Annotated in this window: 16 protein-coding genes; 7 read left to right on the forward strand and 9 right to left on the reverse strand. The window is 65.0% G+C overall.

Annotated features, from left to right (window positions below; genetic code table 11):
• The first annotated feature begins 8 nt into the window (after positions 1 to 8).
• From QRN11_RS11530 to QRN11_RS11545, 4 genes are read left to right on the forward strand one after another with little or no spacing between them, the layout of a single operon-like run.
• A complete protein-coding gene (locus tag QRN11_RS11530) occupies positions 9 to 758 on the forward strand; it encodes an SDR family oxidoreductase (protein ID WP_091421595.1) in 750 nt (249 codons plus the stop codon).
• A gap of 42 nt (positions 759 to 800) precedes the next feature.
• Complete coding sequence (locus QRN11_RS11535) at positions 801 to 1,745, forward strand: 2-hydroxyacid dehydrogenase (protein ID WP_285251066.1); 945 nt, start codon at positions 801 to 803, stop codon at positions 1,743 to 1,745.
• A complete protein-coding gene (locus QRN11_RS11540) occupies positions 1,742 to 2,512 on the forward strand; it encodes an SDR family oxidoreductase (RefSeq protein ID WP_285251067.1) in 771 nt (256 codons plus the stop codon). The genes QRN11_RS11535 and QRN11_RS11540 overlap by 4 nt, the downstream gene beginning before the upstream one ends.
• Positions 2,512 to 3,573 carry an L-idonate 5-dehydrogenase gene (locus QRN11_RS11545; protein ID WP_285251068.1) on the forward strand — a complete coding sequence of 354 codons (1,062 nt, stop codon included), beginning with the start codon at positions 2,512 to 2,514 and terminating at the stop codon, positions 3,571 to 3,573. Before QRN11_RS11540 ends, QRN11_RS11545 begins: the two co-directional genes overlap by 1 nt.
• Before the next feature lie 140 nt (positions 3,574 to 3,713).
• Here QRN11_RS11545 and QRN11_RS11550 read toward each other — a convergent pair whose 3' ends face one another.
• The 4 genes from QRN11_RS11550 to QRN11_RS11565 all read right to left on the reverse strand — a co-directional run bounded on the left by QRN11_RS11550 (position 3,714) and on the right by QRN11_RS11565 (position 8,065).
• Positions 3,714 to 4,730: a LacI family DNA-binding transcriptional regulator gene (locus tag QRN11_RS11550; RefSeq protein ID WP_285251069.1), complete on the reverse strand. Its 1,017-nt coding sequence runs from the start codon at positions 4,728 to 4,730 to the stop codon at positions 3,714 to 3,716.
• A 20-nt stretch (positions 4,731 to 4,750) separates the two neighbouring features.
• Positions 4,751 to 5,653, reverse strand: a complete 903-nt coding sequence (locus tag QRN11_RS11555) for a carbohydrate ABC transporter permease (RefSeq protein ID WP_285251070.1) — start codon at positions 5,651 to 5,653, stop codon at positions 4,751 to 4,753.
• Between the two features lie 2 nt (positions 5,654 to 5,655).
• Positions 5,656 to 6,621 (reverse strand): carbohydrate ABC transporter permease, encoded by a 966-nt coding sequence (locus QRN11_RS11560; RefSeq protein WP_285251150.1) that lies wholly within the window; start codon positions 6,619 to 6,621, stop codon positions 5,656 to 5,658.
• A 121-nt stretch (positions 6,622 to 6,742) separates the two neighbouring features.
• A complete protein-coding gene (locus QRN11_RS11565) occupies positions 6,743 to 8,065 on the reverse strand; it encodes an ABC transporter substrate-binding protein (protein ID WP_285251071.1) in 1,323 nt (440 codons plus the stop codon).
• Between the two features lie 193 nt (positions 8,066 to 8,258).
• Here QRN11_RS11565 and QRN11_RS11570 point away from each other — a divergent pair, with 193 nt between their 5' ends.
• Together QRN11_RS11570 and QRN11_RS11575 are read left to right on the forward strand one after the other, a co-directional pair.
• The gene (locus QRN11_RS11570; protein ID WP_285251072.1) at positions 8,259 to 10,319 is read left to right on the forward strand and encodes a beta-galactosidase; all 2,061 of its coding nucleotides are present in this window, start codon (positions 8,259 to 8,261) and stop codon (positions 10,317 to 10,319) included.
• Positions 10,320 to 10,322: 3 nt separating this feature from the next.
• Entirely contained in the window at positions 10,323 to 10,535 is a 213-nt protein-coding gene (locus tag QRN11_RS11575; protein WP_285251073.1) for a hypothetical protein, read from the forward strand.
• Positions 10,536 to 10,607: 72 nt separating this feature from the next.
• Here QRN11_RS11575 and mmsB read toward each other — a convergent pair whose 3' ends face one another.
• The 5 genes from mmsB to QRN11_RS11600 all read right to left on the reverse strand — a co-directional run bounded on the left by mmsB (position 10,608) and on the right by QRN11_RS11600 (position 17,427).
• Entirely contained in the window at positions 10,608 to 11,900 is a 1,293-nt protein-coding gene (gene mmsB, locus QRN11_RS11580) for a multiple monosaccharide ABC transporter permease (RefSeq protein WP_285251074.1), read from the reverse strand.
• 3 nt (positions 11,901 to 11,903) lie between these two features.
• Positions 11,904 to 13,433 carry a multiple monosaccharide ABC transporter ATP-binding protein gene (gene mmsA / locus QRN11_RS11585; RefSeq protein ID WP_285251075.1) on the reverse strand — a complete coding sequence of 510 codons (1,530 nt, stop codon included), beginning with the start codon at positions 13,431 to 13,433 and terminating at the stop codon, positions 11,904 to 11,906.
• 112 nt (positions 13,434 to 13,545) lie between these two features.
• Entirely contained in the window at positions 13,546 to 14,676 is a 1,131-nt protein-coding gene (chvE, locus tag QRN11_RS11590; protein WP_350223982.1) for a multiple monosaccharide ABC transporter substrate-binding protein, read from the reverse strand.
• A 281-nt stretch (positions 14,677 to 14,957) separates the two neighbouring features.
• A complete protein-coding gene (locus QRN11_RS11595) occupies positions 14,958 to 16,598 on the reverse strand; it encodes a glycoside hydrolase family 53 protein (protein ID WP_285251077.1) in 1,641 nt (546 codons plus the stop codon).
• A gap of 220 nt (positions 16,599 to 16,818) precedes the next feature.
• A complete protein-coding gene (locus tag QRN11_RS11600; RefSeq protein ID WP_285251078.1) occupies positions 16,819 to 17,427 on the reverse strand; it encodes a TetR/AcrR family transcriptional regulator in 609 nt (202 codons plus the stop codon).
• Positions 17,428 to 17,611: 184 nt separating this feature from the next.
• On the opposite strand from QRN11_RS11600, the gene QRN11_RS11605 reads away from it, so the two are divergent.
• Positions 17,612 to 18,877 carry an MFS transporter gene (locus QRN11_RS11605; RefSeq protein WP_285251079.1) on the forward strand — a complete coding sequence of 422 codons (1,266 nt, stop codon included), beginning with the start codon at positions 17,612 to 17,614 and terminating at the stop codon, positions 18,875 to 18,877.
• The last annotated feature ends 2 nt before the right edge of the window (positions 18,878 to 18,879 follow it).

Genomic DNA, 18,879 nt, shown 5'->3' on the forward strand with positions numbered 1-18,879 from the left:
AGATATCCGTGACTTTTTCTGACTACTCAACCGCCCTGGTGACCGGTGCCTCCACCGGCATGGGTGCCGCCATCGCCGAACGCCTGGCCAAGCGCGGACTCACCGTCCACGCCGTAGCCCGGAACGAGGACCGCCTGAAGGAACTCGCGGACAAAACCGGCGCGGTGCCCCACGTGGTGGACCTGACGGACACCGCGGCCCTGACTGCCGCCGTCGGAAGCCTTGAAGTGGACATCCTGGTGAACTGCGCCGGCGTCTCCCGGCCAGGCAACATCCTGGACTCCAGCGAGGGCGACATCGACGAACTCATCGACGTGAACCTCCGCGGCCTGCTGCAGCTGACCCGGCTGGTGCTGCCGGGCATGGTGGAACGCGACCGCGGGCACGTCATCAACGTCAGCTCCATCGCCGGCGTGTACAACTTCTACGGCCACACGGTCTACCACGCCACCAAGGCCGCGGTGCACCAGATCTCCCGCCAGCTCCGCAACGACACCGTGGGCAAGCGCATCCGCGTCACCGAGATCTGCCCCGGCCGGGTGGAGACCGAAATCTTCGGCCGCAACATGGGCGGAACGCCGGAGGCCATGGAAGAGGCGTGGAAGACCTACTACGAGGGCTACGAATCGCTGACCACCGATGACATCGTCAACGCCATGGATTACGCCATCGAAACACCCCGGCACGTAAATGTTGGCATGCTTGAACTGATGCCCACGTTCCAGGTGCCCGGCGGCCTCACGTTCGACCGGCGCTAGCCACCGCCACGCCAACCAGTTCCACCGATTGATAGGTTCCCGATGCAAACAGTCCGCACCGTCAGCTTCCCCGACCAGCAGCTCCTCGACGATCTCTCACCCCTGCCCGCCGGGCTGCGGGGAGTGGTCTGGGACCTGAATGAGGATCCCGACGGCGGGACGCTGGCTGGGATCGACGGCGTCATCCTGCCGTACATCAACGCCGGCGCAGTGCTGGGGTCCCTGGCCAGGGTGCAGGACCTGAAGTTCGTCCAGACCCAGTCCACGGGGTACGACGGCGTGATTGAGGCTGCCGGCCCGGCAGCCGGAGTGGCAAACGCCTCGGGAGTCCACGCGGCGGCGACGGCGGAGCTTGCCATCGGCCTGATCCTCGCCAAGCTGCGGGGCATCGACCAGGCCGTCCGGGACCAGCAGTACGGGCTGTGGCGGCCGGAGCGGCGGCAGTCGCTGGCGGACCGCAAGGTGCTGCTGGTGGGCGTGGGCGGAATCGGGCACGAGATTGCGCGCCGGCTGGAGCCCTTCGAAGTCTCCATTACCCGGGTGGGCAGCTCGGCCCGGACGGATGAGCACGGCCAGGTCCACGCGTCCTCCGAACTGGCCGCGCTCGCCGCCTCGCACGACATCCTGGTTTCGGTGCTGCCCCTGAACGAGCACACCCACCAGCTGATCGGCGAAGAGGTCCTGGCTGCCCTGCCGGACGGTGCCCTGGTGGTGAACGTGGGCCGCGGTTCCGTGGTGGACACCGCCGCGCTGACCAAGGAAGTCCTGTCCGGCCGCCTGCAGTGCGCCATCGACGTTGTTGATCCCGAGCCGCTGCCGCAGGACCACCCTCTCTGGTCCACCACGAACGCCCTGATCACGCCGCACGTGGGCGGCAACGCCTCGGCGTTCCAGCCGCGGATCCTGAAGCTCCTCCGGAAGCAGCTCGAGGCGCTGGCCGCCGGCCAGGCTCCGGCCAACCTCGTCCAGGAAGGTCCGTTCGCATGAGCTCACTTTTCGACCTGACCGGCCGGGTTGCGCTGGTCACCGGTTCCAGCCGCGGGATCGGCAACGCCCTGGCAAGGGCATTGGCCGACGCCGGTGCAACAGTGGTGCTGAACGGCGTCAATGAGGAGCGGCTCAAGGACGCCGCGTCGGCCATGGCTGCGGACTTCGCGCCGGGCCGGGTGCACAGTGTGGCCTTCGACGTCACGAATGACGCCGAGGCCGCGCGCGGCGTTGCCTGGGTGGAAGACCACGTGGGGCCGCTGGAGATCCTGGTGAACAACGCCGGGATCCAGCACCGGGTGCCGATGCTGGACCTGGATGTGAAGGACTGGGAACGGGTGATCTCCACTGACCTGACCAGCGCGTTCCTGGTGGGCCGGGAGGCTGCCCGGTTCATGATCGGGCGCGGGCACGGGAAGATCATCAACATCTGCTCGGTCCAGACGGACCTCGCCCGCCCCACCATCGCGCCCTATATTGCCGCGAAGGGCGGTCTGCGGAACCTGACCCGGGCCATGACCGCGGAGTGGGCGGCGTCCGGGCTGCAGATCAACGGCATCGCTCCGGGCTACATCCACACCGAGATGACGCAGAACCTGGTGGACGACGAGCAGTTCAACTCCTGGATCCTGGGCCGCACCCCGGCCAACCGGTGGGGGACCGTGCAGGACCTCGCGGGGCCTGTCGTGTGGCTGGCCTCCAGCGGTTCTGACTTTGTCAACGGCCAGACCATCTTCATCGACGGCGGAATGACGGTGGTGGTCTGATGTCCCTGGATACATCACTGCCCATTACCGGCCCGGCTGTGGTGGCCCATGCCGCGAACGATCTCCGGATCGATGAACTGACCCTCGCCGCTCCGGCCCGGGACGAGGCTGTGATCGAGGTGCACTACGGCGGCATCTGCGGCTCGGACCTGCATTACTGGCTGCACGGCGCAGCCGGCGAATCCATCCTGAAGGCGCCCCTGGTGCTGGGCCACGAGATTTCCGGGACGGTGGTCCGTGCCGCTGCTGACGGCACCGGTCCGGCCGCGGGCACCCCGGTGGCGGTCCACCCCGCCACGCCCGGTCCTGGCGCGGCGCGCTACCCGGAGGACCGGCCCAACCTTTCGCCCGGCTGCACGTACCTGGGCAGCGCCGCGAGGTTCCCGCACAAGGACGGCGCGTTCAGCCGCTACGTGAACCTGCCGACCCGGATGCTGCGGACCCTGCCGCACAGCATCGATCTCCGCACCGCCGCCCTGATCGAGCCGGCCTCGGTGGCCTGGCACGCAGTGGCGAGGGCCGGTGACGTGGCCGGAAAGTCCGCGCTGGTGATCGGAAGCGGCCCTATCGGCGCCCTTGCCGTCGCGGTCCTGAAACGGGCCGGCGCAAGCCGCATCACCGCCGTCGACATGCACGCCAAGCCGCTGGAGATCGCCCAAGCCGTGGGGGCGGACCAGGTGATCACCGCCGGTGATGCCGAGGCCATCGCCGCCGTGGAGGCCGACGTCGTGATTGAATCCTCCGGCAACCACCACGGCCTGGCGTCCGCCATCCAGGGCGCCACCCGCGGCGGCACCGTGGTGATGGTGGGGCTGCTGCCCACGGGGCCGCAGCCGGTGCTGATCTCGCTGGCCATCACGCGGGAACTCGAGCTGAAGGGTTCGTTCCGGTTCAACGACGAGATCGACGACGTCATTGCCGCCCTCGCTGACGGCTCGCTGCACATTGAGCCCGTCATCACGCACGAATACCCGGTGGAGGACGCGCTGGAAGCCTTCGGCGTGGCCCGGAACTCTGCGGAATCCGGGAAGGTCCTGCTCAGCTTCGGCGCCAAGGTTTAGCACCAGCCTCCGGGCAGCGCACATAACAGCAGCGCACATAACAGCAGCGCACATAACAGAAGCGCACATAACAGAAGCGGACGACGGCGGGAGGTCCCGCCGTCGTCCGCTTCTGTTGTTCAGCGCTCACCTCAGGAGGGTCACGCGGACTCCCGGACCACCAGCTCCGTGGGGATGGTGATGGCCGCGGGCCGCTTGCCCGCGATGACGTCCAGGAGCAGCCGGACCATTTCCTCGCTGATCCGCTCGAACGGCTGGCGCACGGTGGTCAGCGCCGGCGTGGCAGCCGAGGACGCGCTGATGTCATCGAAGCCCACGACGGCGACGTCCTCGGGGGTGCGCCGCCCGCCCTCGTGCAGAACCTCCATGGCGCCAAGGGCCATGAGGTCGTTGGCGGCGAAAACGGCGTCGATGCCGGGAGCACGGTTGAGGAGTTCCCGCATGCCCTTGGCACCGCTTTCCTTGCTGTAGTCGCCGTGGACGATCAGGGCTTCATCAAGGTCCGCGCCCTGGTGGTCGCGGTAGGCCTCAAGCCGGCGGATGCCGCCGGAGGTGTCCTGCGGCCCGGTGATGGTGGCAATCCGCTGGCGGCCGGCGTCCTGGAGGTAGCGCAGGACGTCCCGGGCACCTTCGTAGTCGTCGGCCGCAACGTAGCCCATCTTCTTTTCGAACCCCAACGGGATTCCGCAGGAGATGGCGGGAATGCCCGCGGAAATGATGTTCGAGATGATCCCCTTGCGGGTGGCGTGGGATGAGACCAGCAGTACGCCGTCCACATGGCCCGAGGTGAGGAATTCCGTGGCGCGGCGCTGTTCGTCATCGGTGCCCGCCAGGATGAGGACCAGCGGGATGTCGTGGACTGCCAGCGCATCGGCGGCCCCGCGCAGGAGGACGGCGAAGTTGGGGTCTTCGAACAGGCGGTCATGCGTTTCGGTCAGCAGGAATGCCACGGAGTTGGCACGGTTGGTGGCCAGGTTCCGGGCATGCGGGTTGACCCGGTAGCCAGTCTTTTTGATGGCGGCGTTGACGGCCTCCAGGGCGGACGGGCTGACCCAGTGTCCGCCGTTCAGCACGCGGGAAACTGTGCCGCGTGAGACTCCGGCTTCTTTGGCCACGTCGTCGATCTTTGGCCTCGGCCGGGAGGTGGGTTGAGTCATGGTTGACAGCCTATCGAGGACTAGGCCTTGACAGCGCCGGCGGCGAGGTCGACCCGCCAGTAGCGCTGCAGGAGGAGGCACATAATGACCAGCGGGACGATCGACAGCAGGGCGCCGGCCAGGACCAGGGTGTAGAGGGCAGGTGCGGAGGCGCCCTGGTTCAGCAGCCCGTTCAGGCCCACCGTGATGGGGAACAGGTGGTCGTCGCCCAGCATGATGTACGGCAGCATGAAGTTGTTCCAGATGGCCACGAACTGGAAGAGGAAGATGGTCACCAGGCCGGGCAGCATCATGGGTGCGGCAATCCGGTTGAAGATGTACATCTCCTTGGCGCCTTCGGTGCGGGCCGCCTCGATAACATCCCCGGGCACAGATGCGGCAGCGTAGATCCGGGCGAGGTAGATGCCGTAGGGGCTGATGATCTGCGGCAGGAGCACCGACCAGTAGGTGTTGGTCAAGCCGGCTTGGGCGAGCATCAGGTACTGGGGGATGGCCAGGATGACGCCGGGGACCAGCACGCCCATCAGCAGGACCTTGAAGATCCCTGCCTTGCCGGGGAACTCGAACTTTGCCAGGACGTAGCCGGACAGCGCCGAGACCCAGGTGGAGAGGATGGCGCCCACACCGGCGTAGAGCGCAGTGTTGGCCATCCAGCGCCAGAACAGGCCGTCGCGGTATTCGGTCAGGGCCACGATGTTGTCCCACAGGTGGGTGCTGGGGGCCAGCGTGAAGGTGGAGAACAGCTCAGTGCCGTCCTTGCTGGCGGCTGCCACCACCCAGATCACGGGAAACAGGCAGTACAGTGCGCCCAGGATCAGGATTCCCGTGGACAGGTAGCTCGGTTTCTCCTGGACTGAATCAACACGCATGGAGCTGCGCTGTGACTTTCCGTTGGCGGTCCGGCGCGGGGCGAGGGTGGTCACGGTCAGTTCTCCTGTCCGAAGGCCCGCTTCTGCACAACACGCAGGAACAGGAAGGAAATGATGAAGGTGGCGGCGGCGATCACGATGCTGGTGGCGGCTGCGGAGAACACGTCGTTCCGCGTGAACGCGTCGCGGTAGACCAGCATGAGAGGGGACCAGCTGGTGGACAGGCTGTTGGCCAGGGGGCGCAGGGTGGTGGGCTCGGCAAAGACCTGGAGCGTGGCGATCATCGAGAACAATGCCGTCATCACCAGCGACGGGGCGATGATCGGGATCTTGATCCGCAGGGCCGTCTGGATTTCAGAGCAGCCGTCCAGCTTGGCTGCCTCGTAGATCTCGCTGGGAACGGCTTTCAACGACGTATACATCACGATCATGTTGAAGCCCACGCCGCCCCAGAGGGCGATGTTGCAGATGGCGAATGTCACGAGGTTCGGGTCCAGCAGCGAGGGGAGTGCGACGCCGAACTGCCGGGCCAGGAAGTGGAAGGGGCTCACTCCCGGCAGGTACAGGAAGCCCCACAGCAGCGAGCTGATAACGGCGGGGACGGCGTAGGGAAGGAAGATGGCGGTGCGGGAGAAGCTGCCTGCCCTGGTCCGCCGGGAGTCCAGCAGGAGCGCGAACAGCAGTGCGAAGCCGAGCATCAGCGGAATCAGTATCAGGCCGTAGAGCAGCACCCGGAGCACGCTGCCCAGGAACTCGGGGTCAGTCAGGGCGCTGACGTAGTTCTCGAAGCCCGCGAACACCTGGCTTTGGGAGCCTTTGCCGAGCCCCAGGCCGCTGACCTTCTTTTTCTGGAAGCTCAGCACCAGCGTGTAGACGATGGGTGCGGCCATAAAGACCAGGAAAAGGATGATGCCGGGGGCGAGCATCGCATAGGGGATGAGCACCCGGGATTTGAAATTCTTCGCCCGCCTGGTGGTCCCGGCGGCGGTATCTGCCGCCGGACCGGGCTTGGTCACAGTCATTGCCACGGGTGCACTTCCTTGTGTGGATTGGAGCTTGTGGATTCTTGAAGATGGTGCCGGTTCCGGGAGGGGCCAAGGGATGCCCCTCCCGGAACCGGAGTCTGTTACATACTTGCAGGGCTTATTTGACGGTGAAGCCGGTCTGCAACAGGTCCTCAACGGTGACCTGCTGCATGGACTTGACGGCGTCGAGGAAGGCGCTTTTCTGCTTGGACTGTGCAGCCTTGGCGAACTGGTCGTTGTAGGCGTTGTAGGCCACATTGACGTTGGGCCCGTAGGTGAAGGAGCTCACGCTCTGCGCGGCGCCGCCAACCACATCGTAGAAATCGGGCTGGTTGGAGAAGAACCCGGGCGCCTCGGTCAGCGCGGACTTGGCACCTTCGGTGTCGGCCGGGTAGATGCCGGTCTCGGTGACCAGGGCCTTGACGGCTTCCGGATCGGTGTTCAGCCAGGTGGCGAACTTTGCGGCGGCGTCAAGGTTCTTGGACTGCGACGTTACGGCGGTGGAGGAACCGCCCCAGTTTCCGGTGGAGGGCTTTGCGGCATCCCACTGCGGCATGGGGGCCACCTTCCACTGGCCGGCAGTTGAACCTGCGTTGCCGGAGAGCACGCCCGGACCCCACGCTGCGCTGAGCCAGCCGACCTGCTTGCCGGTGTTCAGGGCCGTGTTCCACTCGGGGGTGTACATCGGCTTGTTGTCGATGATGCCCTCTTCCACGAGCCCGCCCCAGTACCCGGCGACCTTCTGGGTGGCTTCCTTGTCGATGTTGACGCTCCAGGCGTCCCCGTCAATACCCCACCATGAGGCTCCGGCCTGCTGGGTCATGCCCGTAAACCAGCCGGCATCGTTGGAGGAGAACGTGCCCAGGTAAGCTTCGGGATCCGCGGCGTGGACGGCCTTGGCGGCCTGCGCGTATTGATCCCAGGTGGTGGGGACGGAGAGGCCGAGCTTTTCGAAGACGTCGGCACGGTAGTAGAAGACCATGGGGCCGGTGTCCTGCGGAACCGAGTACAGTGCGTCGCCGCCCAGCGTTACGTCGTTCCACACGCCTTCGGGGAAGTGGCTTTTGGTTTCGTTGGCTTCGGTGCCGGACAGATCGGCCAGGGCATCTGCCGCAACCAGCGTGGGAATCTTCTGGTATTCGGCCTGGATCAGGTCAGGGGCGCCGCTGCCGGCCTTGACGGCGGTGAGCAGCTTGGTGACGGCGGGGTCGCCGCCGTCCTGCTTGTTGACGGTGACGTGGATGTTGGGGTTCTTTTCGTTCCAGACCTCCACCACCTTGTCCAGGTTGGGGGCCCAGGCCCAGTAGGTCAGTTCCACCTTTTGGTTGGGATCACTTGCTGCTGATCCGTTGTCCGAACCGGAATTCCCGGAACATCCTGCGGTAAGCATTGCGGCCCCTGCGAGCATGGCCACGGCGCCTGCACGAAATGACTTGCGCATTTCGTCCTCCTTGTCGAAAAGCTGAACGGGTTTCGCTGAATTATCACCCTCATCCGAACCTAGGCCGCATGACTGTGAGCGGTTCCAGTAATCCACATCTGTGTGAGCCATGTCAATAGGAGCGCTGCTCTGGTCTTCGTGCTTTACGCTGTGATAAAACTGGGACCGCACACAGTCCTAAGGAGAATCCCCCATGACAGACGTCCTTCACCGCGCGGCGACGCAGGCCGCGGCGGCACCCGAGCGCCTACCTGCGCCCTGGGTCCAGCGCCCCGCCGGCCTTTGCTACGGCGGGGACTATAACCCGGAGCAGTGGCCGCGCGAGGTCTGGGTGGAGGACATCGCGCTGATGAAGGAGGCCGGGATCAACCTGGTCAGCATCGGCATCTTCTCCTGGGTGCTGCTGGAACCGCGCGAAGGCGAGTATGACTTCGAATGGCTGGACCATCTGATGGATCTCCTCCATGGTGCAGGGATCAGTGTGGACCTCGGCACACCCACGGCAGCTCCGCCCGCCTGGTTCTGGAAGAAGTACCCGCAGGCCCGCCCCGTCACCCGCGAGGGGGTCACCCTCGGCAACGGATCCCGCGGAATGGCCAGCCCCAGCTCGCCCGAGTACCGCCGCGCCGCCGCCAACATCACGGAGCAGCTGGCCCGCAGGTACGCCGCGCATCCGGCGCTGGTCCTGTGGCACGTCCACAACGAGTACGGGGCACCGGTCAGCGACTCCTACGACGAGTACTCCGTGGCTGCCTTCCGCGAATGGCTCCAGGCCCGCTACGGCACACTGGACGAACTGAACCGCGCGTGGGGCACGCTGTTCTGGGGACAGAAGTACGGCGAATGGGACGAGATCGACGCGCCCCGGCTCTCCGCCAGCGTCAGCAACCAGGCCCAGCGCCTGGACTTCCACCGCTTCACCTCAGACGCCCTGCTTGAGTGCTTCATCAATGAGCGGGACGTCATCCGCCGGTACACTCCGGACATCCCCGTCACCACCAACTTCATGGCCACCAACTGCCTGGCTGCTGACTACTGGAAGTGGAGCAAGGAAGTGGACATCGTCGCCAACGACCACTACCTGGTGGCCCAGCGGACGGACAATCACATCCTGCTTGCCATGGACGCCGACCTCACCCGCTCCCTGGCGGGAAACCGGCCCTGGATGCTGATGGAACACTCCACCGGCGCCGTGAACTGGCAGGGCCGCAACATCGCCAAACGCCCCGGCGAACTGGCACGCAACAGCCTCTCCCACCTGGCCCGCGGCGCCGATGCGGTGATGTTCTTCCAGTTCCGGGCCTCCAGGTTCGGTGCCGAGAAGTTCCATTCCGCCATGCTTCCGCACGCCGGTACCGGTACCCGGATCTGGCGCGAGGTGCTGGACTTGGGCGATGACCTGAAGAAGCTCGCCGCCGCCAAGGGATCCACTGTGGAGTCCCGGGTGGCCATCCTTTGGGACGTGGAATCCTTCTGGGCCCAGGACCTGGAATGGCGGCCCAGCAGCGACCTCAACCACCGCGAAGGCATTGAGGCGTATTACACCACCCTCTGGCAGGCAGGCATCAGCGTCGATTTCGCCCACCCCGAAGCCGACCTCTCCGGATATGGCCTGGTCCTGGCCCCGGCCCTCTACCTGGTGGGGGACAAGGCTGCGGCAAACCTCGCACAATACGTCCGCGGCGGCGGCCACCTGCTGGTTTCCTACTTCTCCGGCATTGTGGACGCCAACGATACGGTCCCGGCAGGTGCCTCACCCGGAGCCCTCCGCGAGGTGCTCGGCCTGGAAATCCACGAATTCCTGCCGCTCCGAGAGAACCAGACCGTCACGCTGGGCAGCGGTGCCGCCGGGACCGTGTGGGCCGAGGAGATCCATCCCGGCACTGCCACGGTCGTCAGCCACTACGTTGACGGCCCGGCAGCTTCACGGCCGGCCGTCACCCGCAACACGTTCGGCAGCGGGACTGCCTGGTACGTTTCCACCAAGCTCGACGGCGGCGACCTCGCCGCCGTGGTGCGTGACGCCGTCGAAAGTTCAGGGATTGAAACGGTGCCCCGGCCGCCGGCCGGACTGGAGGTCGCGTCCCGCAGCGCCGGGGCGGACACCTTCACCTTCCTGATCAACCATGCAGAGACCGACGCCGAGTACCCGGCCACCGGCCGCGACCTCCTCAGCGGCGAAACCGTCGCGGGCACCGCAGTGGTCCCCGCAGGAACCGTCTGCGTCATCCACACTGCCGGGAAAGAGGTTTAGGACATGCCCACCGCAACCGCTGACCACATCGAGATCCGGGTCGAGAGCGCCTTCCAGATCGAGGAACGGCTGAACTCGGCCGTGAAGGATCTGCAAGCCCTAGCAGTCCGCGCCGGGACCCACGGCATCCTGGTGACCCGCCTGGAACCCGGCCACTTCCGGGTCTCCCTGAGCGACCAGGTGCCGTTCGGAGTGACCCGGGAATCCACTTTCTAGGCCCAATCTCTTTCGCGCCACGCGAAAAAGCCCAGCTACCAGGCCGTCCGGTAGCTGGGCTTTCCCCTTGGGTCAGACAGTCTCGGATGCCTTTGCCGGAACCGGAGCGGCTGGCTCCTTAGGCGCCGCTGCGTCAGTGGCTGCCGGGGGAACCGGCTTCTTCTTGAAGCGGCTGGTGATGCTGGTGCCGCCGCCGGTGCGGTTCTTGTTGAAGATGTCGAAGCCTACGGCGAGCAGGAGGACCAGGCCCTTGATGAGCTGCTGGTAGTCGGTCCCGAGGCCCAGGATGGACATGCCGTTGTTCAGCACGCCCATGATGAGGCCACCGATCATCGCGCCGGCCACCGTGCCGATGCCTCCCTGGACGGCAGCGCCGCCGATGAACGCAGCGGCGATGGAGTCCAGCTCGAAGCCGGTGCCGCCGGCCGGCTGGGCCGAATTGAGCCGGGCCGTGAAGACCAGGCCGGCCAAGGCTGCCAGGACGCCCATGTTGACGAAGAGCCGGAAGGTGACGGCTTTGGTCTTGACGCCGGACAGCTCAGCGGCGTGGAGGTTCCCGCCGATGGCGTAGGTGTGGCGGCCGAAGACGCTGTTGTTCATCAGGGCCGTGTAGGCGATGACCAGGACGGCCAGCACGATCAGGACGATCGGCGTGCCGCGGTAGCTGGCCAGGAGGAACGTGATGATCAGCATGAGGAGGGCGATAAAGGTGGTCTTGGTGGCAAACCAGGCCATCGGTTCGTTCTCCAGATCGAACTTCCTCCGGATCCGGCGTTCTTTGAGTGCCTGGACGAGCAGGGCGACCGTGGCACCCACGCCAAGGATGACGGTCAGCCACTCCAGCACTGAATTGCCGCCGGAGATGTCCGGAAGGAAGCCGCCGCCCAGGGCCCGAAGTTCGGCGGGGAACGGGGTGATCTGCTGGTTCTTCAAAGTGATCAGGGTGAGGCCGCGGAAGATCAGCATGCCTGCCAGTGTGACGATGAACGCAGGGATGCCCACGTAGGCGATCCAGTAACCTTGCCAGGCGCCCACCAGTGCTCCCACCAGGAGGCAGGCGGGGATGGCGATCCACCAGGCCCAGCCCCAATGGACGATCATTACGCCGGCAACGGCCCCGATGAATCCGGCGATCGAACCGACCGAGAGATCGATATGGCCGGCGATGATCACCATCACCATGCCAATGGCGAGGATGAGGATGTAGCTGTTCTGGACCACCAGGTTGGTGACGTTCTGGGGTTCCAGGAGGATGCCGTTGGTCAAAACCTGGAACAGCAGGACGATCAGGATCAGGGCAACGAAGATGCCAACCTGCCGGAGGCGGCTTGTGAGGAAGCCGAGTGATTCTCGTAGGGCGGACATGTCCTATTCCTTCTCTTTGGTCATGTAGTGCATGAGGGTTTCCTGGGAGGCTTCGGCGATGGGAACTTCGCCCGTGATGTGGCCGGCCGAGAGGGTGTAGATCCGGTCGCAGATGCCGAGGAGTTCGGGCAGTTCGGAGGAAATGACGATCACCGCTTTACCCTCGGCCGCCAGCTTGGCAATGATGGTGTAGATCTCGAATTTCGCGCCGACGTCGATGCCCCGGGTGGGTTCGTCGAGGATCAGGACGTCCGGGTCCGAGAACATCCACTTGCTCAGCACCACTTTTTGCTGGTTTCCGCCGGACAGCTTGCCGGTGATGGCGGCCACGGACGGAGCCTTGATGTTCATGCTCTTCCGGTAGCCGTTGGCGACAATGGTTTCCTGGTTCTTGTCCACCCAGCCGCCCTTGACCAGCTTCCGCAGGGCCGCCATGGAGATGTTCCGCTTGATGTCCTCAATGAGGTTCAGGCCGTAGTGCTTCCGGTCTTCGGTGGCGTAGGCAATGCCGTTCGAGATCGCGTGGGACACGGTGGAGGTGTTGATTTCCTTGCCGTACTTGTACACCTTCCCGGACATCGCGGTTCCGTAGGTGCGCCCGAACACGCTCATGGCCAGCTCGGTCCTGCCTGCGCCCATCAGGCCTGCGAGGCCAACCACTTCGCCCTTGCGGACGGACAGGCTTGCGTTGTGCACCACCATCCGGGAGTGGTCCTGGGGATGCCTGACGGACCAGTCCTCGATCCGGAGGACTTCCTCGCCGATCTGCGGGTTCCTGTCCGGGTAGAGGCTTTCCAGGTCCCGGCCCACCATCCCGCGGATAATCCGTTCCTGGGTGATCTGGCCTTCATCCAGGCGCAGCGTTTCGATGGTTTTGCCGTCGCGGATGATGGTGACGGCGTCAGCTACCTTGCGGATTTCGTTGAGCTTGTGGCTGATGATGATGCTGGTGATTCCCTGCCCCTTCAGGTGGAGGATCAGGTCCAGCAGGTGTCCCGAGTCCTCGTCGTTAAGCGCGGCAGTAGGCTCGTCCAGGATGAGGAGCTTGACTTCCTTCGAGAGGGCCTTGGCGATTTCCACCAGCTGCTGCTTGCCCACGCTGATGTGCTGTACCGGAGTCACGGGGTTTTCGTCCAGCCCCACCCGGGCCACCAGCTTGGCCGCTTCCAGGTTTGTTTTCCGCCAGTCCACCCAGCCGTTTTTGGCCTGCTCGTTCCCGAGGTAAATGTTCTCGGCGATCGACAGGTAGGGGCTCAGGGCGAGTTCCTGGTGGATGATGACGATGCCGCGTTTCTCGCTGTCATTGATGCCGGAGAAGTTGCAGGGCTCGTTTTCGAAGAGGATCTCACCGTCGAAGGAGTTGTGCGGGTAAACGCCGGAGAGCACTTTCATGAGGGTGGACTTTCCCGCCCCGTTCTCACCGCAGATGGCGTGCACCTCGCCACGGTTGACGTCCAGGGTGACGTCCTGGAGGGCTTTCACGCCCGGAAAGGTCTTAGTGATTCCCCGCATTTGGAGAATGGGTGTGTTCATCGTCAATTCCCACTGACTGGTTGAAAAACTTGGCCGGCCTGCGGCTGCAGGGGCCCTACGGGAAGGGGTTGCGGCCAGGCCGGGGTGGCCTGGCCGCAACCCCCGAAGATGGTTACTTGACGTCGGCGTCTTTGTAATAGCCCGAGTCGATGAGTTCCTTCTTGTAGTTGTCCGCCGTGATGATCACGGACTTCAGCAGGAACGCCGGTACTACCTTGACCTTGTTGTTGTAGGTCTTGCTGTCGTTGACCTCCGGCTCCTTGCCCTTCAGGACGGCGTCAACCATTTTCACGGCCTGGGAACCCAACTGGCGGGTGTCCTTGAAGATGGTGGAGTACTGCTCACCGGAGATGATGGATTTCACCGAACCCTTTTCAGCGTCCTGGCCGGTGACCACCGGCAGGTCGCCCTTGCCATAGCCGCCCGTGCTGGTCAGCGCCGAAATGATGCCGATGGAGAGCCCGTCATAGGGGGAGAGCACGCCGTCGAGCTTGGTGCCGGAGCTGTAGGCGGCGGTCAGGATGTCCTCCATGCGCTTCTGCGCAACGGGTGCCTGCCAGCGCAGGATGGCTGCCTGCTCGAATTTGGTCTGGCCGCTGGGCACTTTGAGGGTGCCGGCATCCATGTACGGCTTCAGGGTGTCCATGGCGCCGGTCCAGAAGAAGTTGGCGTTGTTGTCATCGGGGCTGCCAGCGAAAAGCTCAACGTTGAAGGGGCCCTTGCCGTCCACCTTCTTGCCGCTGGCATCCACCAGGCCAAGCCCGGTCAGCAGCGACGTAGCCTGCTGCACGCCCACGGTGTAATTGTCGAACGTGGTGTAGTAGTCAACGTTGGGGGTGCCGTTGATCAGGCGGTCGTAAGCAATGACCTTGACGTTCTGTTCCTTCGCCTTGGCGAGGACATCGGTCAGGGTGGTGCCGTCGATGGCAGCGATGATCAGCGCCTTGGCTCCCTTGGTGAGCATGTTTTCGATCTGCGACACCTGGGTGGGAATGTCGTCGTTGGCGAACTGCAGGTCAGTCTTGTAGCCCAGTTCCTTCAAGGACTTTTCCACGTTCCCGCCATCGGCGATCCAGCGTTCGGAAGTTTGCGTGGGCATAGAGATGCCCACCAGGGAATCGCTGGGGTTAGCCGAGGCCCCGGCCCCGGCTTCAGCTGCTCCGCCCCGGGAGCCGCAACCTGTGGCACCCACAGTGACTGCGAGAGCGACTGCAACGGCGCCCAGGAGTTTCCTAATTCTCACAACTTTCTCCTTCCGCGGAGTTTGTCCGCGAAGTGGTGCTGAGCCGGTAAGCATCTGCGCTTGCCGGCAGGTAAAGCAATAAGGGGTGGGGCTTTAAAAGCCGGACCCGCGGTTCTGGACTCGGAAGGGGCGGTCTGCCCGGGCGATGCCGGTGGCACTTGCCATGCAGTCCGCTTTCAGGATGTGTTAGCGCTAACAGAAACGGTACGTCAGGGCTTATTGTGAGTCAAGTCACTGCGGCCGCGCCAGCCCGGCAGGACAGGCGCGGCCCGCTCGTGGGATCAGCGTTTGGTATCAGGATCCGGAGCAAATTGCTGCAGCGCCGGGAGGGCCCGGCCTGCAAAATCAAACATGGCCTGATTCTCCCACGCGTTGCCGCTGGCGGGGTCGGCCGGATCCCAGCCGTTGCCCGGGACGGCAGTCCATGCCGGTTCCCAGGACACCACGCCGAGTCCGCGGCCGCCCGGGGCGGACGCCACGACGTCCTGAACGGCCCGGAAGTTAGCCGCCTGCCCCTCCGGAGTTGCCGGATAGCCCGGTACAAGCTGGTCCTGGCTGCGGATGACGTTCTCCCACGGATCAACCGGATTGTCCTGGAGGGTAAACGGGTAGGAGTTCTCGACGACCACCACGTTACGGTCGTAGCGGGCGGAAAGTTCGGTGATGGCGTGCTGCAGGTCCGCCATGGAGCCGTGCCAGTAGCCGTAGTAGGACAAGCCGATCGTGTCGAACTGGACGCCCCGCCTGGTGACCTCGTCATACCACCACGTCAGGCCGCCGATGCCGTTGTTGATGTTGGTCAGGTGCAGGATGACGTCGGTCTGGGCGCTGACGTCTTTGGCGGCGCGGGAACCGGCGGCGAGGAACAGCGCCAGGTTGTCCCACTGGGCGCCCTTCACGTCGTCCGCGGGGTTGACGTCCCAGGTCTGGCCGAGGGGCCAGAGCATGCCGGGGTTGATTTCATTTCCCACCTGCACCGAGTCCGCAGTGGCGCCGGCGTTCTTCAGTGCAGTCAGCACCTCCGAGGTGTGCGCGTAGACGGCATCCGCCACTGCCTGCGGGCTGAGGCCCACCCAGGCGGCGGGCATTCCCTGGGCGCCCGGGTCTGTCCACCGGTCGCTGTAGTGGAAGTCCACCAGGATTTTCATCCCGGCCGCCTTCGCCCGCTTGGCCGTGGCCACCACTTCATCCGTGGTGTTGTAGCCGTCAGCGGGGTTCACCCACACCTTCAGCCGCACCAGGTTGGCGCCGGCGTCGGCGAATGCTTCGACGGCATCCACCTGCCGGCCGTTCGCATCAAAGTAGACCGCACCCATGTCCTCATTTTTGGCAAGGTTGGAAAGGTCGGCACCACGGACCGCCCGCTGGACGGAGCCTGGGGTGAGGGTGACATCGTCCACCTCGGCCCAGTCGCCGGCTTTGCCGCGGGTTTCGATAATGATCTCGCAGGCACCCTTGGTCACGTAGGCGTCGGCCGAGATCTGCAGCCAGGCGCCGTCCTGCGCGGTGGACGGAAGGACGGTCTCGCCGTCCACTCCGCAGTTCTTCAAGCCGATCCGGGAAGCGCCGAGCGTCCCCTCAGCCTTCACCCGTGCTGACACCGTCCACCAGCCCTCGGCCAGGCTGCCGGTCTTCTGGCGAAGAGTCGCCGTGCCGTCCGCGCCGAGGCGCTGCGTCAGTAGCTGGTTGCCGGCCTCCGCCGCCGTGGTGGTCGCGGCAGGATCGCCGGTCACCTTCCATCCACTGAGTCCTTGGGAAAAGTCTCCGTTGACGACGGCGCCACCCGGCTGGGAGGGGCCTTCGGCTGTCGCCGGGCTGATGCCAGCAGGCAAAGCAGCGACGGCCAGCAGCGAAGCGGCCACCACCGCTGAGGGAAGTTTTCGCTTCTGAGGGTGCTGGATCTTCGAGTGGTGCTTTTTCATGTCGTCCTCCCTGACGGTATGAATCGAAAGCAGGCTGGCGGCAAGTACGCCAACCGGCGGAACCTGTGTGCGCTCCCAGTTCTAGCACACCAGTGAGCGTCACCGGTAGGAATTAAAGTGGGACTCAGTTGCGGACTCAGGCGTAGTTTCCTGTTATCGCTCCCAGTTTTCCCCATGGCGCATTTCTTTTGGCTGAGAAGGGCCGGCGGGTGGGCGCCCGTCAGGTCGCGGCTAACCGCATCCGCAGCGACTCAAGGAGTAACTCAAGGCCGGTCTCGAAGGCCTTGTCGCTGCGTTCCCGGCCGTGACCGGATTCCTTGACCAGCCTGGACAAAGTGGCGGCGGATTCGGAGGGCGCCCACACGTCGTCAGGTGCGGCGAGGTCCAGGCCCGCGCCGAGCGAAAAGGAGTCGATGACGGAGATGATGGTCAGCACGTCCCCGTCCGGAAAGCCGGCCGCGACGAGCGCTGAGGCCATGCGTTCGTAGGCGCTGATCACTCCGGGGTCGGTGATGGTCTTGCCAACGATGAGCGGCACCACGAACGGATGGGCCGCGTACATTTCCCGCTGCCCGCGCACAATCAGCGAGAGCACCCTGTCCCAGCCGGCGTCCTCGGGAACGTCCGGGATGGACTGCGTGGCAAGCCGGGCACGCATGAGTTCAATGATCTCGTCCCGCCCCGAAATGTGGTTATACAGGGACGACGCCGTGACGCCCAGGCGGCGGGCGAGGGCATTAACGCCGAAGCCGGCCCCTTCATCCACCAGTTCGATGGCGGCATCCGCGATGCGGTCCACCGAGAGGATCGGCGTCCTGGGCCGTGGCATGAAACTCCCTTCGTCAGATGCCAGTCTAGGGACTCTTCCCTTTGACGCAGGTCACATGCATAATAAAACGAACGCCATTCGTTTTAGTGGGAACTGCCGAACCGGCAGCAGGCACGCCTGATGCAAGGAAGCATCCGGCGCAGTCCTGAAAACCCTGCGCATCCCCCTGTTCAAAGGACTACCAATGACCCAGCCAGAACCCCAGCGGCTTCCGCTGACCACCAAACGCGCGGTCTCCACCTTCGGCATCGGCGTGGTGGGCTTCATGAGCGCCAACCTGGTGCCGTTCATGATCCTCGCCATCCAGGATTCCCTCGAGGTCGGAGCTACCGAGGCGGGCACGCTGATGACGGCCTGCCTCCTTGCCACCGCCCTCGCCTGCCTCGCCGTGACCCGCTTTACGGAAGGCCGCGGGCGCTACCTGGTGGCCCGGTTGGGACTGCTCCTGACGGCCGCCGGCTTTGGACTTGCCGCCCTTGACCTGGCACCCGCCGCGGTGATCACCGGGATCATTGCCGGCGGCATCGGAGCCGGCGGCGCCGTGGCATCCGGCGGGGCCGCTCTGGCAGCATTGCGCAACCCGAACCGCGCCTCCGGCATCAGCGGACTGGCAAACCGGGCCATCGTCACCGTGGTGCTGGCCATCATTCCGGCCGTGGGCATCGGCATGGGAAGCGCCTTCGGCTTCGTGGCCGGGCTTGCCCTCGCGCTGCTGTTCACGGCCGGGTGGCTGCCCATGGCGGAGGAACCGGCGGCCCACCAGGGTGCACCACAGCCAGCAGCGGAGAGTACGACGACGGCAATCGCCACAGCAGGCGCCGTCAGCACCAGGACCATCACCGTTGCCGGCTTTGCCCTGCTCGCAATCTTCGCCCTGTGGGCAATCGGCGAGGACTCCCTGTGGGCTATGTCCGGAGCCATCGGCGTGGCCCAGGCCGGTATGACGGAGGAACAGCTGGGGCTGGTGCTCAGCGCATCCACCGGCGGAGGCCTGCTCGCTGCCATCGCACTGATTTTCCTCGGAACCAGGCTGGGCCGGGCACTCCCGCTGGGCATCCTGCTGGCGCTCGGCGCCGCGTTGAAACTGACCGCCTGCCTCACCACAGACTCCACCACCTACCTCGTCACCATGATCGCCTGGAACACCGTGTACGCGGTCGCCTTTATGTACTTCATCGCCACCGCCGCAGCCCTGGACGCCAGCGGCCGCTGGTCCGGCCCCGTGCTGGGGGTGTACCTGGTGGGATCCAGTTTTGCGCCCATGTTCGGAGCCTGGATCGGGGAGGCTTTCGGCTTCCCGGCCCTGGGCTGGGTCCTGGCCGGCTTCAGCCTGGTGCTCCTGGTTCCCGCAGTCCTGATTGCCCGGCTGTCCACCCGTGTAGAGGCAGTGAACGCCGCCAAAACCTCCAACTCACCCGATATCGCCACCATTCGAACTGCAGGAGTATAAAA

The organism is Pseudarthrobacter sp. fls2-241-R2A-168, from assembly GCF_030209335.1.
Classification (GTDB): domain Bacteria; phylum Actinomycetota; class Actinomycetes; order Actinomycetales; family Micrococcaceae; genus Arthrobacter.

What these genes read in the sequence shown, in the direction of transcription:
- QRN11_RS11575 (WP_285251073.1), top strand. Translation starts at nt 10,323, where the DNA reads ATGCCCACCGCAACCGCTGACCACATCGAGATCCGGGTCGAGAGCGCC.
- mmsB (WP_285251074.1), bottom strand. Translation starts at nt 11,900, where the DNA reads ATGTCCGCCCTACGAGAATCACTCGGCTTCCTCACAAGCCGCCTCCGG.
- QRN11_RS11605 (WP_285251079.1), top strand. Translation starts at nt 17,612, where the DNA reads ATGACCCAGCCAGAACCCCAGCGGCTTCCGCTGACCACCAAACGCGCG.
- QRN11_RS11595 (WP_285251077.1), bottom strand. Translation starts at nt 16,598, where the DNA reads ATGAAAAAGCACCACTCGAAGATCCAGCACCCTCAGAAGCGAAAACTT.
- QRN11_RS11560 (WP_285251150.1), bottom strand. Translation starts at nt 6,621, where the DNA reads ATGACTGTGACCAAGCCCGGTCCGGCGGCAGATACCGCCGCCGGGACC.
- QRN11_RS11550 (WP_285251069.1), bottom strand. Translation starts at nt 4,730, where the DNA reads ATGACTCAACCCACCTCCCGGCCGAGGCCAAAGATCGACGACGTGGCC.
- QRN11_RS11545 (WP_285251068.1), top strand. Translation starts at nt 2,512, where the DNA reads ATGTCCCTGGATACATCACTGCCCATTACCGGCCCGGCTGTGGTGGCC.
- QRN11_RS11565 (WP_285251071.1), bottom strand. Translation starts at nt 8,065, where the DNA reads ATGCGCAAGTCATTTCGTGCAGGCGCCGTGGCCATGCTCGCAGGGGCC.
- QRN11_RS11540 (WP_285251067.1), top strand. Translation starts at nt 1,742, where the DNA reads ATGAGCTCACTTTTCGACCTGACCGGCCGGGTTGCGCTGGTCACCGGT.
- QRN11_RS11600 (WP_285251078.1), bottom strand. Translation starts at nt 17,427, where the DNA reads ATGCCACGGCCCAGGACGCCGATCCTCTCGGTGGACCGCATCGCGGAT.
- mmsA (WP_285251075.1), bottom strand. Translation starts at nt 13,433, where the DNA reads ATGAACACACCCATTCTCCAAATGCGGGGAATCACTAAGACCTTTCCG.
- QRN11_RS11570 (WP_285251072.1), top strand. Translation starts at nt 8,259, where the DNA reads ATGACAGACGTCCTTCACCGCGCGGCGACGCAGGCCGCGGCGGCACCC.
- QRN11_RS11535 (WP_285251066.1), top strand. Translation starts at nt 801, where the DNA reads ATGCAAACAGTCCGCACCGTCAGCTTCCCCGACCAGCAGCTCCTCGAC.